Origin of the sequence: Roseibium sp. Sym1, from assembly GCF_027359675.1 — a bacterium.
Taxonomy (GTDB): domain Bacteria; phylum Pseudomonadota; class Alphaproteobacteria; order Rhizobiales; family Stappiaceae; genus Roseibium.
The window spans coordinates 6,566,658-6,580,448 of sequence record NZ_CP114786.1; the positions used below are offsets into that span (position 1 = coordinate 6,566,658).

Genomic DNA, 13,791 nt, shown 5'->3' on the forward strand with positions numbered 1-13,791 from the left:
CGAAATCGCGAAAGGAAGATCATGTCCGTGAAAGTCGTCGTTCAGTTCAAGGCCCTTGAGAACAGGCAGGAGGATTTCCAAGTCCTCATGCGTTCCGTGTCGAAAGACCTGCCGGGTGTCGCCGGATGCCGGGGCGTCGAAGTGCTACAGGACCGCGAGGATGCCTGCCGGTTCACGCTGGTGGAAACCTGGGACAGCGTCGAGATCCACAAGTCCCATATCGACGGCCTCGTCGCCGACGGCACCTGGGCGGCGATCTCCGGTCATCTCGCCGAAGACCCCGTCAGCGGTTATTTCCGGAGCCTCTGAAAAAGGCGGAGCGCTCCGGCGCGTTCACACCGTCTTTCGGCCGATCGGAGCGCTCCTGCGGGTTCACAACAGCCGATACCCGGCCCAGACCAGCACCGCGATCGCCACGACACCCAGAAAAACGGTCTTGCGCAGTTCCTTGCGCAGAAAGCTGTCGAGCTGCTTGCTCATCGGGTTTCCTTGCGGTTGAAGCCGTTATGACTCCGGCATTCCGAACACGGGCGTCAGCCTATGCCATACCCACCAGTTTCACCCCGGGCAAGCGCAGCGCAGACCCGGGGCCTACTCTCAGCACCGCTTGGAAAAGTGTGTCGGTGTCGTTCGAAGAGGGAGTTTCATCGCCGGCTCTCTGGCAGCGAGTAGGCCCCGGGTCTCGCGATGCTCGCCCGGGGTGACACCTGGATTTGCAGCACGTTTGTTCCAGACCAAATTCTGCGTTTTCTTATGACGCATTGTCCTTGGTTTCCTCCCCGACCTTCACCCAGGCGATCACCAGTTCGTAGAACACCGCCAGCACGACCGGTCCCAGGAAAAGGCCGATCAGGCCGTAGGCGATGGTGCCGCCAAGGACGCCGATCAGGATGACCAGCATCGGCACGTCGAGGCCGCGGGACATCAGGATCGGCCGGAGCACGTTGTCGACCAGCATCACCGGCACCATGAGAACGGTGAAGAGGAGCGCGGGCATGACCTCCCAGGAGCTCCACGCCCAGATGATGGTCGGAATGATGACCAGCGCCGGCCCGATCTGGATGATGCACAGGAACAGCGCCGCGAAGGCCAGGACGCCCGCCAGCGGCACCGAGAAGGCGATCAGGAGAATGCCGGTCAGCAGGCCCTGGATCACCGCGACGCCGATCACGCCACGTGAAACGTTGCGGATGGTGGCGCCTGCCAGATCGACGAACTCGGCGCCGCGCGGGGCGATGATCCGGTCTGCAAAGCGCTTGGCCCCCTTTGCGAGCGAGGGGCCGGGCACGAACAGGCAGCCGGAGAGAATGATCGAGACGATGAAAAACAGGACCGAGCCGCTGAGCGCGGCCAGCATCGAGAGAATACGTCCGCCAGCGGGTACCAGCATCGGTCCGACCTTGGTGATGACATCCGCCAGCCCCGTGGCGGCATGGGACCAGGCGGCGGCGATCTTGTCGCCGACCAGAGGCAAGCCGGCCAGCCGATCCGGCAAGGGCGGCAGTTTGAGCGCGCCGGCGGACAGGCCATGCAGCCAGCCTTGCAGCGTCTCCGCCAGACTGACCACCAGAACCGCGACCGGGCCGATGACGATGGCTAGGCAGACCAGTGTCACCAGCACTGCCGACAGGACCTTGCGGCCACCGAGTTTTTCCGCCAGCCAGGCATAGACCGGGTAGAGCGCGACGGTGAGCACAACCGCCCAGAGCAGGAACAGGAAAAACGGCGCGATCAGCTGCAGCGAGAAATAAGCGAACAGGCCAAGGACGCCGAGCCGGATGGCAATGTCGATCACCCTGGCGTCGACGGAAGGTTCGGGTTTGCGCGCTTCTTCCGCGGATGGATCCGACCTCGGCTCTGTCGTCATGGCCCTGCCCCGTGTCTGAAAACTCTGCCAAGTCGACAATAGCCGTGCTTGCCCGGAGTGCCAGCGCAAAGTGCATTGAGAGGAATTGCAACAGAACGGCACACGATGCTGTGGAGCCATGCAAGGTGAGCTTCGAAGTCTGTGGGCGATCCTTCGAGACGGACCTGACGGTCCTCCTCAGGATGACGCCGAGTGTGGGGTCAGCGTTCTTCGGAGTTGCGAGGCAAAAGACCGGGATACCGGCGCATCACCGATGCCGCCACACACACCGGCGTCATCCTGAGTGTCTGGCCTGAAAATGATGGCCGGGGCGAATGCTTCACTCACATTTGTTATTCCCGCGAAAGCGGGAAACCAGGACTCCGTGAGGTTAAATCTAAATTTATAGAGCGAATTCATGAGGTTACCAGGTTCCCGCCTTCGCGGGGATGACAACTGAGAGGGGGCGAGTTCGTGCCAGGAACGATGAAAACCGCGTCCTGGATCACTTTCGGGCCAGACACTGTGGAGCCGTGCAAGCGGCGTCTCGAAGGAGTGGCAACTTTTCCCCGCGGCCAGACGACTCTACGTGCCTTTTCGGGGAGCTGCCCCGCCTTCATTCAATCCCTTCGGAAGATCACCCCGGCCAGCCAGCCGGTGAAGATGGCGAGCGCAACAGCAAGCAGGCCGTAGACAAGGGGATAGTTCTGGGCGAGCTCGAAGGTGATCTGCTCGAAGCCGGTCTTGGCGACATCCAGCGTCTGCTCTGTCTGCGAGACAACGTCGCCGTGGTGAAACAGGAAGCTCTTCACCTTGTACTTGCCGACGGGAATGTTCGCCGGCAGCGGAATGTTGGTGCGGAACATGGTGTCGGTCAGGAAAGTGATCGAGGTTTCCTGCTCCGAATAAAGCCCGGTCTCCTCGCGCAGCCGGACGAAGGCGCGCCGGAAATCGTCCCGGTCGGCAAGCGGGACGTTGGAAACACCAGAGACCGCGAGGTTGATGTGATTCAGGCCGATACCGAGCTCGTCCAGAACCGTCCGGTTTGCCATGTTGCCGATGTCGATGGTGCTGGCAACGGCATAGAAGGACGGCACGTTCTGGAAGCGTTCGGCCTCCCGGTTGACCCAGACGCCCAGGAACCGGCCCTTGCGGCGGGTGGTGATGTCCTGGGGCGGGCCCTCCACGACGATGGCGAGCTCGTAGCCGCTCGGATCGTTGGGCTGGCGCACGATGTTCTGAGCCTGGCCGAAAATCACGATTTCGGTGCCGGTGAAATTGGACTGGATCGAAATCACGTCGGACGACAGCGATGTCACCAGATCGAGGCCGTGCCGGTTCTGTGCGAAGGCATTGGCGGATACGAGCAGCGCCGCCAGGAGGACAGCCAGACGGATCATGAACCGGCCCCCTTGCGAATGGCGATGGAATAGAAGTCGTCCGGCACCAGCAGAAGGTCGATCGCAAAGCGCAAACCGACCCCAAGCACAAGCAGAGCCAGCAGCAGGCGCAGCTGGTCGCCGCGCAGGTTCTGGCCCATGCGGGCCCCGAACTGCGCGCCTATGACACCGCCGACCATCAAGGTCATCGCCAGGACGATGTCGACGGTCTTCGTCCCCATCGAGTGGAACACGGTTGCCGCCGCCATGGTGAACAGGATCTGGAACAGGGAGGTGCCGATGACGATGTTGGTGGGCACGCGCAGCAGGTAGATCAGCGCCGGCACCATCATGAAACCGCCGCCGATGCCGAGCACCGTGCCGAGAAAGCCGATTATCGCCCCAAGCCCGACCACGGGAATGACGCTGACATAGAGCTTGGACCGGCGGAACCGCACTTTCAGCGGCAGGCCGTGGATCCAGTTGTGCTGGCCGGGTTTTCGGGCTTTCGGGGCAGCCCCGGACTTGCGCCGGCGGATCGCCCTGACCGATTCAAACAGCATCAGGCCGCCGATCGTGCCCAGGAAGGTCACGTAGGACAGCGAAATCACCAGGTCGAGCTGGCCGACCGATTGCAGGACATCGAAGAGCACGACACCGATCAGGGACCCGAGGACACCGCCCGCGAGCAGGATACCGGCCAGTTTGAGATCAATCGCCTTGCGGCGCCAGTAGTTGACCACCGCAGACGCCGACGAGGCAACGACCTGGGTGGTGACAGTCGCGACGGATACAGCAGGCGGAATGCCCGAGAAGATCAGCAAAGGGGTCAGCAGAAAGCCGCCGCCGATCCCGAACAGGCCCGACAGAAAACCCACGGCGCCGCCCATCGCAAATATCACGAAGATATTGACCGGAATCTCGGCTATGGGCAGGTATAATTGCACAGGGTCACGCCGGAACTGACTGCAGAGTAAGTTGAGGAAAGGCTACCTATGAAATGGTTAAAGACCCGTGCTGGCCGGTGTGTCAACCGGCCAGCGGGTCCGTTCGGTTCGGTTGGTCGAAATTGGACCACTGTCAGCCGGATTCACATCAGATTGCCTGGCTTTTGAGCTCGTCAATCAGGCGTTTGTCGACTTCACCGGTTTCCGGAAGGCCAAGGCTGCGCTGGAACGCGCGAATGGCGCTGCGGGTGCGTGGCCCCATCTGGCCGTCGGGCGTGCCGGTATCGAAGCCGAGATAGTTCAGCTTGTCCTGGGCTTCCCGGATCATCGCGGTGTTGTCGGCCGTGCTCACCGAGGCCTTTTCCGCCGGCAGGGACGAACTGTCGGCCCATCCCGGCTCCATGGTGACCTTGTTGGCTGCCGGGTCCGGTGCCTTCAGCGCAAACTGTTCGACAGCCAGCCGGGCATTGGCCAGGGTTTCCTGGTCCATCATGTTGGCGACGTCGTCGCGGCGCTTGGCCGCTTCCGGATCGCCCTGATCGGCAGCGATGGCAAACCACTTGTAGCTGGCAACCAGGTCCTTATCGACGCCGATGCCGCCGGCATAGAGGATGCCGAGATTGAACAGGCTGTCCTTGACCCCGTAATTGGCGGCCGCCTCGAACCATTTGGCCGCGGCCGCGTAGTCCGGCTGACCACCGCCGCCTTCGGCAAACAGCACCGCCAGATTATGCATGGCCTTGGCGTTGCCGGCCTCGGCGGCCTTGGAATACCACGCCTTCGCCTTGGGCACGTCCTTCTCGACGCCGCGTCCCTTTTCGTAAAGGCTGGCCAGCCGGTACTGTGCCGGAGCAAGTCCCTTGTCGGCCGCTTTCTGGTACCAGACCGCCGCCTTGGTCAGGTCAGGTGCGACGCCGTTGCCCTCGGTGTATTTCACACCGACCAGGAACTCCGCCGCCGGATTGCCGCCTGCGGCCGCGCTGCGCAATGCGATCGGGCCGACGCCTTCCGGCGGCAGGGACGCAAGCAGGCTGGCCGATGTGTCGGGCGCTTCCGCCCGCTTGAAGCCGTTTGTCGTATCTTCGGGCGGTGCTCCGAAACTGCCGGAAACCCCGGACGGCGGTGCGAACGCCAGGTCCGTTTCCGGCTCCACCGGACCAGTGGCGGAAGCGGCCTGAACGTCCTCTGCCCGGTTGACCGGATCCACTGGTGCAGCCGGTGCCGAGACAACCGGCGGCACGTTGGCTGCAGGAGACGGGGCAACCGGAACCGCAGCAACCGGTTCGGTGACGGATCCGCCCGTGACCGAGCCCTCCGCGATTGGGCCCTCCGCGATCGGGCCGGGGTCCTCGGCAAGCGCAACGGTCTCGGTGGGCGCCTGCGGGTCTGCCGGCGCGGACGCCGTGTCGGCCGGCATCGCCGCCGGAACCGCCTCATCCGTTTCCTGCGTTTCAGGAGTGGCCGAGGCAAGCTGGTTGCTTTCCTCCCCGCCGGTCGAGGCCAGACGGAACACCTGCAGGGTTCCGATCAGGAGCACCACGGCAGCGGCGGTGTAAAGGATTGCACGGCGGCGGCCGCCGGACGACTGGGGCGCTTCGGGCGCGGGCCGGTCACCGGGCAGGACCGCTGCCTCCTGTTCTTCAAACTCCCGGTCGGTAACCTCTTCCGGGCTGAGTTCCAGATCTTCGTCCTGCGCGACCTTGTCCTGTTTCGCAGCACCCGACTTGTCCCGCCTCAGAACATTGCGCAACCAGCCGACACGCGCCTTGCCGCGTTCCTCGTCTGCGTCCTCGGGTTCCTGGTCCTTGTCCAGTTGGGCGGCTTCCTGAGATGCCGCCTGCGCTGCACGCCGGGCAGCGGCGATAAAGTCGGCCTTGCGGTCCCGGGACTTGTCCTCCGGCCGCCCCTCGGCGGCCTGAGGCCCCTCGGGGGTTTCCGGCCTGTCGGTCTGCGGCGCGCGGCCAAACAGCGGAGCAGGTTCCTCGACCTTGATCGGCGAGAAGCTTGCGGCGGGCGCCGCCTCCCCCGCGGATGCCGGCCGCGTTTCCCCGAGGTGCTCGGCGCGTTCCAGACTGTCCAGCCGTTCGGTCAGCGACCCGAGAACCGACTTGACCCCGTCAAAGGTGTTGCGGGTCCGCTCCTCGCTGCCCTCGGCGGCATCCAGCAGCCGCTTCAGATCTCCCTGAAGTTCGGTGATCGCTTCGTCATACTGGGCATTTTTCGGCCCCGGCGCGGTGGCCACGGCCTCCCGGGCCGCCTGCCTGGCGATGTCGGCGACATCCTCGCGCGTCTGCGCAAGGCCCTTTTCGAGCCGTTCGAAATAGGGTGAGAACTGGTCGACGCTGAACGCCTTGGTGGACGTGTTTTCGATCTGCTCCGCCAGCGCGGCAACCTTGGCGCCCAGCTGTTCGAAGCGGCTGTCGTCGGAAACTTCCGCTCCCTTGGAGACGATTTGCGCGAGATCCGAAATCCTCTGTTCAAGAGCTTCCGTATTCGGAGGCGTTGCGACGCTGGCGCGCATGGACCCGATTTCCTGGCGCAGCTTGTCCAGGTCGGAGGTCGTTACCCTGTCTTGCGGCTGGTCAAGCCGGTCGCTCAGTTCGTTGAGCCGCTCCTGCAGCTCCACCATGACCTTTGTGTCGCCGCCGCCACCGGCGCGCATGGTCGCTGCATCCAGAACCGGAACGGGACGCGAGGATTTCTTTTCGATCGCGTCGATTTTTCCGGAAATTGCCTCCAGCCGTTTTTCAAGCGCCTCGAAGGCACCGCCGTCTCCAGCCGGAAGGGGCGGGCTTTGTTCCATCCGTTCCAGGCGGTCGACAATATCGTTCAGTCGGCGGTCCACCTGCGAGAGGTGGTCACCGTCGGTCGGCAGTGCACGGTCGTCGGACATCATGCCGACGATGTCTTCAAGCCTGCCCTGGAGCCTGGAAATGGTTTCCGGCTCGGGCATGCGCTGTTCCATGGCCGACAGGCGATTGTCGAGGCCACGCTGTTCGCGGGCCAGCCCTTCCAGGTCGTCCAGCCGGCTGGACACGAATTTCATGCGGTCGTCGATGCCTTCGACCAGCCCCTTGATGTCGATCTGTTCGACAAAGCCGCGCACTTCGCGAAGCTCTGCCCGCAGCGGCTCGATATCGGCATGGTCCTTGCGCTGCAGCAACTCTTCCATGCGCTCGGCAATGCTGATCACCCGGTCTTCGAGCACCATCATGTGCTCGGAGCGCGGCAGCACCGCGAAGGCATCCTCAATCTCGTTGAGACGAACCGTCACGCCGCGCAGGATCCTGGGATCCACCGAAGCGCGCGACAATTCATCGAGACGCTGGAGGATATGCGCGTAGCCGTGTTCCAGGGTCTGCAGGGCGCCTTCCACGTTGGTGCGGCCGACCATGGACTTCAGATCGGCGACCTCCTTGCGGATTTCCTTGGCAAGCAGATCGTTTTTCTTGTCGGCGCGCAGGCGCTCGACCATGTCCGCCAGGCGGCGCAGTTCCGCGTTCTGACGGCCGACCGTCTCGTTGGTGCCGCGCGACAGGCCGCCCAACGCGTCGCGCAGGGACCCGATTTCATCACGAACCTGGTTGAAGGCCTTTTCCTGCGGTGCTCTCAGGGAATCGATTCGACGGCCAAGATCCTTGTAGGCATGCATCGAGGCGTCGCGGCTCGCACTGGCGTTTCGACGCCGGCCCCGGCCCCGGCGCGGCGCATAATCCTCGTCGTCGTCTTCGGTGTAGTAGTCATCGTCGGGCAGGTTGTCGATCGCGTAACCGCCTGGCCGGCGCTGACGCCGCGGGGCCGGATCATATGCCTCGTCCGGATCGTCGTGGTCCGACAGACCCTGCACTTGTTCGTCGAGCCGGTCGAGGGCTCCCATGACATCGTCAATGCCAGGCTCGCGGCGCGCTGCCCGCCGGCGGGGCGGATTGCGGCGGCCGGCGGACGGGTCGCGGTCGGCCAGCAAGCGGTCCAGTTCATCGGCCACGGCGTCCAGGTCCTCGTCACGGTCGTCCTGCGGATAGCGGTCACGACCACCGAGCGCCGTCGCCGTGCGGGTCAGCCGCTCAATACGGCTGCGTGCCGGTTCGCGGCGTGGTGCGTCGTAATGGTCGTCGCTGTCATACGCATCGCGGCCGCGGCGTCCTGCCTCGTGTTTCTTCCAAGCCGGCATGTCTTGACCCTGGGCTTACGGTCATTCAGACCGCTGATGGAACAGTCTGTGCCCGGATTTCGCCCAAATGACGAAAAGCACAGTGTTTTGCAAGACTGTGTCGGTTTAGGGTAAACAGGCCGTTAATTGGTCTCGCTAATTGCAAAAACCGATTGTTTTCGAAGCCGTTTTCGCAATCCACAGCCTTCAGGCGGCCGAATCGCCCGACGTCGCGTTAACGATTTTTTACAAGGCAACCTTACGCGACTGGACCTTAACGCAAACGTAAGCTAAACAATGCGCAAGAAACCGGCTGAGCCAATTTGCGCCTTACCGCATCCGCATCGCCTGCAATCGCACCGGGAAACACGTCTCCGGCGCGGGTTTCGACAAACTGAAAATATCAACGATGAGCCGGTGAACGGCTTGAAGATGAGTACAATCTGCCATGAGCGAAGCGCTTTCGATCCTCAATGAGGACGACCTTGTCGACGTTGTTTCCGCAAACGATGACAGCACCAAGAAAACCCAATTCACCATCGGTGACCTGGCCAAGGAATTCGGCTGCACCCTGCGCACACTGCGATTCTATGAAGACAAGGGTCTTCTGAATCCGAAGCGTGACGGCCTCAACCGTGTCTATAACCGCCGCGACCGTGCCCGCCTGAAGCTGGTCCTGATGGGCAAGCGGGTCGGCTTCTCCCTGTCCGAAATCCGCGACATGCTCGATCTTTACGACCTGCGCGACGGTCAGGTAACCCAGCTGCGCGTAGCCCTGTCCAAGTTCAACGAACAGATCGCCGTTCTCGAAGAGCAGCGCCAGGACATCGAGCAGGCCATCGAGGAACTGTCCCGCACCGTCGAGATCGTTTCCGGCATGCTGAAGCACAAGGAAGCCGAAGAGGCGTAAACCTCTCCCTTCCATCTTCGGGTGGTTTTGGAACCGCCGGCCGTCCAGCCGGCGGTTTTTTCGTCTCCGCGTCTTCTCGCGCGGCAATCTCCTTCCAGGCGCCGCCCAAAAACAACAATCAGGGATTGCTTCTTGAATTTTATCGCGATTTGCGCGTATCAGCCAAATCCCACGATTTTCGGGTCTCCAAACACGAAACCGTGCACAGGTTTCCCCAAAATCATTCCATTGAGCACGTTTTGGGCGTATTTTTTTGTCATCCCTTCCCTAGGGACACCACTTGCCGGAGCAATTCTACACGCGTATATAGAGCTTCAAGGTGACGTTTACGGAAACGTAAATCTGAGACCAACCGGCAGATCTGGGAGGATTTCCATGCCGAGCTATTCCGCGCCCGTCGATGACACGCTGTTTCTCCTGAAAGACGTCTTCGGATACGAACGCTACTCAAATCTGCCCGGTTTTTCCGACGCGCCGCTCGATCTGGTCGAAGCGATCCTGCGCGAGGGCGGCAAGTTCGCAGAGGAGATCCTGCAGCCACTCAACCAGACCGGCGACCAGGAAGGCTGCATCCGCAACGACGACGGCACGGTGACGACGCCGAAGGGCTTCAACGAGGCCTACAAGGCCTTTTGCGAAAACGGCTGGGGCACGTTGTCGGCGGATCCGGACTATGGCGGACAGGGCCTGCCGCACACGCTGGCAACGGTGTTCAACGAATTCGCCTCCTCGGCGAACATGGCTTTTTCCATGTATCCCGGCCTGACCGCCGGCGCCGTCGCGGCGCTGACCACTCACGGCTCGGACGAACAGAAGCAGAAATATCTCCCCAACATGATTGCCGGCACCTGGACCGGCACCATGAACCTGACGGAACCCCATTGCGGCACGGATCTCGGCCTGATCCGCACAAAGGCGGTTCCGCAGGCGGACGGCTCCTACAAGATCACCGGTACCAAGATCTTCATTTCCGCCGGCGAACATGACCTGGCGGAGAACATCATTCACCTCGTGCTCGCTCGGATCGAGGGCGCTCCGGAAGGCACCAAGGGCATCTCGCTCTTCGTCGTGCCGCGCAACCGGATCGCCGAGGACGGTTCCGTCGGCGACAACAACGGCGTCTCCTGCGGCTCGATCGAACACAAGATGGGCATTCACGGCAACGCCACCTGCGTGATGAACTACGACAACGCCACCGGCTGGCTGGTCGGCGAGGAGAACAAGGGCTTGCGCGCCATGTTCATCATGATGAACGAGGCCCGCCTCGGCGTCGCCGTCCAGGGCCTGTCCCAGTCCGAAGTCGCCTATCAGAACGCGGTCACCTATGCGAGGGACCGCCTTCAGGGCCGCGCGCTGACCGGACCGAAAAACGCCGACAAGCCCGCCGACCCGATCATCGTGCACCCGGATGTCCGCCGCACGCTGATGTCGATCCGGGCCTTCAACGAAGCCGCCCGGGCCCTGGTTATCTGGACCGCGCTCCACGGTGATGTCTCGCACCGTTCGGACGACGAGAAGTCGCGCCAGTTTTCCGACGACATGATGGGCCTGATGACACCGGTTCTGAAGGGGGTCCTGACCGACACCGGATTCGCCAATGCGGTCAACGCCCAGCAGATGTATGGCGGTCACGGCTATATCGGCGAATGGGGCATGGAGCAGTTCGTGCGCGACGCCCGTATCGCCATGATCTACGAGGGCGCCAACGGCATCCAGGCGCTCGACCTTGTCGGCCGCAAGCTGCCGGCCAACGGCGGCCGCGCCGTCATGAGTTTCTTCAACGAACTCAACACCTTCCTGAAGGACAACAAGGACAACGAGGACCTCGCCGCGTTCACCGGCCCGCTGAAGAAAGGCGCCGACGACCTTCAGGCCGCAACCATGTGGTTCATGAACAACGCCATGAAGAACCCGGACAATGCCGGGGCCGGTTCCACCGACTACATGCATCTGTTCGGCCTGGTCGCCCTCGGCTACATGTGGACCCAGATGGCCAGGACCATCAAGGAGAAGCTGGCGGACGGCGCCGGCGACAAGGCCGAGTGGCTGGAAACCAAGCTGGCCTTCGGCACCTTCTTCATGGAGCGCACCATGCCGGAAACCGCGGCCCATCTTGCCCGGATCTCCACCGGCTCGGACACCATGATGTCGGTCGGCGCAGACGCCTTTTGAGACTTTCCGGCCCGGTCACCGACATGTGTGCCCGTGCCGGAAATTCACCCAAGCAAATTGGATTCAACCTGTTTAGTCTCGCTCCGGATTCAATTTGCCAGGGAGATTTCACGTTATGGCTGATTACGTTCTTCACTGCATGGCCCAGTCCGGTCACTCCTACAAGGTGGCTCTGATGCTGGAACTGTGCGGCGCCGACTGGACGCCCAGATGGGTGGATTTCTTCAACGGGGAAACCCGTACGGAGGAGTTCCGCTCGACATTGAATGAAATGGGCGAGGTTCCGGTTCTTGACCATCGCGGCAAGCTGCTGACCCAATCCGCGGTGATCATGGACTACCTGGTCGAGAAGTTCGGACGCTTCGGCTGGGACACGGATGAGGAACGGCGCGAAGTGCTGCGCTGGACCATCTTCGACAACCAGAAGGTATCCGGCCTGATCGGCCCCTTGCGCTTCATGCGCACGCTGGCAAAGACCGGCGAGACCGACGTGACCAAATTCCTGGACGGCCGTGCCCGGGGGGCGCTTGCCATCATGGACAAGCATTTCGCCGGGACCGAATTCGCCATCGGCGCGAAGCCGACAACCGCCGATTTCTCGCTGTGCAGCTATCTCTTTTATGACGGCGAGCTCGGCATCGACCTTGCCGCCTACCCGAATGTTGTCGCCTGGCTGGACCGGATCAAGGCCCTGCCCGGCTGGAAACACCCCTATGACCTCATGCCCGGCCACCCGTTGCCGGACAGCAATTGAGGATGATCTGATCTAGAGGAGGATCTGATGCCCGAAGCCTATATTTACGACCACGTGCGCACGCCGCGCGGCCGGGGCAAGAAGGACGGCGCCCTGCACGAAGTGCCCGCCGTCCGTCTTGCCGCAACGGCGCTGGAAGCCATCCGCGACCGCAACGGCCTTGACACCGGACGTGTCGACGACGTCGTGCTCGGCTGTGTCGACCCGGTCGGCGAGGCCGGCGGCGACATTGCCCGCGCGGCGGTGTTCGCAGCGGGGTACGAGACATCGGTTCCGGGCATGCAGATCAACCGCTTTTGCGCCTCGGGTCTCGACGCGGTCAACATGGCCTCCGCGCAGGTCATGTCCGGCCAGCACAAGCTGGTCATCGCCGGCGGTGTCGAGAGCATGAGCCGCGTCGGCCTCGGCGCTTCCGGGGGCGCCTGGCCGATCGAGCCGCAAGTTGCCATCCCCTCCTATTTCATGCCGCAGGGCGTGTCCGCCGACCTGATCGCCACCAAATACGGCTTTTCCCGCGACGACTGCGATGCCTACGCGGTGGAAAGCCAGAAACGCGCCGGCAAGTCCTGGGACGAGGGCCGGTTCTCCAAATCCGTCGTGCCGGTGAGAGACATCAACGGCATCACCATTCTCGACCGGGACGAGCACATGCGTCCGGACACGGACATGCAATCCCTGGCCTCGCTCAACCCATCCTTCGAGATGATGGGCGCGATGGGTGGTTTCGACGCGGTCGGCATCCAGGCCCATCCGGAAGTCGAGGCCATCAAGCACGTGCACCACGCCGGCAACTCCTCCGGCATCGTCGACGGTGCCGCCGCCGTCCTGATCGGTTCCAGCACCGCGGGACGGTCGTCCGGTTTGAAACCGCGCGCGCGCATCAAGGCCTTCGCCAATATCGGCTCCGAACCCGCGCTGATGCTGACCGGGCCGGTGGATGTCACCGAGAAGCTCCTGAAGAACGCCAAGATGGAGATGAAGGATATCGATCTCATCGAGATCAACGAGGCCTTTGCCTCCGTCGTGCTGCGCTATCAGCAGGCGTTCGACCTCGACCCGGGGACCGTCAACGTCAATGGCGGCGCGATTGCGCTCGGCCATCCGCTCGGCGCCACCGGCGCCATGATCCTGGGCACCGTTCTGGACGAACTGGAGCGACGCGATCTCAACACCGCCCTTGTCACGCTGTGCATCGGCGCCGGCATGGGAACGGCTACCATCATCGAACGGGTCTGAGCCATGATCAGCAACATCGAAAAGGAATTCGGTGCGATCACCGACTACTGGTCGCCGCGGGTCGTGGCCGATGTCAACAACCAGAGCGTCAAGCTGGCCAAGCTGAAGGGCGAATTCGTCTGGCATGATCACGAGGACGAGGACGAACTGTTCTTCATCGTCAAGGGCTCCCTGACCATCCGCTACCGGGATCGGGAGGACGCGGTGCTTTCCACCGGCGACATGCATGTCGTCCCGAAAGGCGTCGAGCACAACCCGATCGCCGAAGAGGAATGCTGGGTGATGCTGTTCGAGCCCGCGGAAACCAAACACACCGGCGACGTCGTCGTTGAAGGCACCAAGACGGCAGCGCAGCAGCGCGCCCACCTGCCTTCCGGCACCGCCTGACCCCGAGGAG

General features: G+C 62.8%; 10 protein-coding genes. 6 read left to right on the forward strand and 4 right to left on the reverse strand.

Annotated features, from left to right (window positions below; translation table 11 throughout):
* Positions 1 to 21 precede the first annotated feature (21 nt).
* Positions 22 to 309, forward strand: a complete 288-nt coding sequence (locus O6760_RS30120; RefSeq protein ID WP_269583342.1) for a putative quinol monooxygenase — start codon at positions 22 to 24, stop codon at positions 307 to 309.
* A gap of 442 nt (positions 310 to 751) precedes the next feature.
* Here O6760_RS30120 and O6760_RS30125 read toward each other — a convergent pair whose 3' ends face one another.
* The 4 genes from O6760_RS30125 to O6760_RS30140 form a co-directional block, all read right to left on the reverse strand.
* Entirely contained in the window at positions 752 to 1,867 is a 1,116-nt protein-coding gene (locus O6760_RS30125; RefSeq protein WP_269583343.1) for an AI-2E family transporter, read from the reverse strand.
* Between the two features lie 599 nt (positions 1,868 to 2,466).
* Positions 2,467 to 3,246, reverse strand: coding sequence for a TIGR02186 family protein (locus O6760_RS30130; protein WP_269583344.1), 780 nt, complete (start codon positions 3,244 to 3,246; stop codon positions 2,467 to 2,469).
* Positions 3,243 to 4,172 carry a sulfite exporter TauE/SafE family protein gene (locus O6760_RS30135; RefSeq protein ID WP_269583345.1) on the reverse strand — a complete coding sequence of 310 codons (930 nt, stop codon included), beginning with the start codon at positions 4,170 to 4,172 and terminating at the stop codon, positions 3,243 to 3,245. Before O6760_RS30135 ends, O6760_RS30130 begins: the two co-directional genes overlap by 4 nt.
* Before the next feature lie 148 nt (positions 4,173 to 4,320).
* Positions 4,321 to 8,343 carry a peptidoglycan-binding protein gene (locus O6760_RS30140; RefSeq protein WP_269583346.1) on the reverse strand — a complete coding sequence of 1,341 codons (4,023 nt, stop codon included), beginning with the start codon at positions 8,341 to 8,343 and terminating at the stop codon, positions 4,321 to 4,323.
* Positions 8,344 to 8,770: 427 nt separating this feature from the next.
* On the opposite strand from O6760_RS30140, the gene O6760_RS30145 reads away from it, so the two are divergent.
* The 5 genes from O6760_RS30145 (at position 8,771) to O6760_RS30165 (ending at position 13,781) form a co-directional block, all read left to right on the forward strand.
* Positions 8,771 to 9,232: a MerR family transcriptional regulator gene (locus tag O6760_RS30145; RefSeq protein WP_269583347.1), complete on the forward strand. Its 462-nt coding sequence runs from the start codon at positions 8,771 to 8,773 to the stop codon at positions 9,230 to 9,232.
* A gap of 375 nt (positions 9,233 to 9,607) precedes the next feature.
* Entirely contained in the window at positions 9,608 to 11,404 is a 1,797-nt protein-coding gene (locus O6760_RS30150) for an acyl-CoA dehydrogenase C-terminal domain-containing protein (RefSeq protein WP_269583348.1), read from the forward strand.
* Between the two features lie 115 nt (positions 11,405 to 11,519).
* Positions 11,520 to 12,158, forward strand: coding sequence for a glutathione S-transferase family protein (locus O6760_RS30155; protein ID WP_269583349.1), 639 nt, complete (start codon positions 11,520 to 11,522; stop codon positions 12,156 to 12,158).
* A gap of 27 nt (positions 12,159 to 12,185) precedes the next feature.
* Complete coding sequence (locus tag O6760_RS30160; RefSeq protein WP_269583350.1) at positions 12,186 to 13,394, forward strand: acetyl-CoA C-acetyltransferase; 1,209 nt, start codon at positions 12,186 to 12,188, stop codon at positions 13,392 to 13,394.
* A gap of 3 nt (positions 13,395 to 13,397) precedes the next feature.
* Positions 13,398 to 13,781 carry a cupin domain-containing protein gene (locus O6760_RS30165; protein ID WP_269583351.1) on the forward strand — a complete coding sequence of 128 codons (384 nt, stop codon included), beginning with the start codon at positions 13,398 to 13,400 and terminating at the stop codon, positions 13,779 to 13,781.
* Positions 13,782 to 13,791 lie beyond the last annotated feature (10 nt).

Excerpts from the sequence above, each read along its gene's own strand:
- O6760_RS30120 (WP_269583342.1), top strand. The coding sequence starts at position 22 with ATGTCCGTGAAAGTCGTCGTTCAGTTCAAGGCCCTTGAGAACAGGCAG.
- O6760_RS30125 (WP_269583343.1), bottom strand. The coding sequence starts at position 1,867 with ATGACGACAGAGCCGAGGTCGGATCCATCCGCGGAAGAAGCGCGCAAA.
- O6760_RS30130 (WP_269583344.1), bottom strand. The coding sequence starts at position 3,246 with ATGATCCGTCTGGCTGTCCTCCTGGCGGCGCTGCTCGTATCCGCCAAT.
- O6760_RS30140 (WP_269583346.1), bottom strand. The coding sequence starts at position 8,343 with ATGCCGGCTTGGAAGAAACACGAGGCAGGACGCCGCGGCCGCGATGCG.
- O6760_RS30145 (WP_269583347.1), top strand. The coding sequence starts at position 8,771 with ATGAGCGAAGCGCTTTCGATCCTCAATGAGGACGACCTTGTCGACGTT.
- O6760_RS30150 (WP_269583348.1), top strand. The coding sequence starts at position 9,608 with ATGCCGAGCTATTCCGCGCCCGTCGATGACACGCTGTTTCTCCTGAAA.
- O6760_RS30155 (WP_269583349.1), top strand. The coding sequence starts at position 11,520 with ATGGCTGATTACGTTCTTCACTGCATGGCCCAGTCCGGTCACTCCTAC.
- O6760_RS30160 (WP_269583350.1), top strand. The coding sequence starts at position 12,186 with ATGCCCGAAGCCTATATTTACGACCACGTGCGCACGCCGCGCGGCCGG.
- O6760_RS30165 (WP_269583351.1), top strand. The coding sequence starts at position 13,398 with ATGATCAGCAACATCGAAAAGGAATTCGGTGCGATCACCGACTACTGG.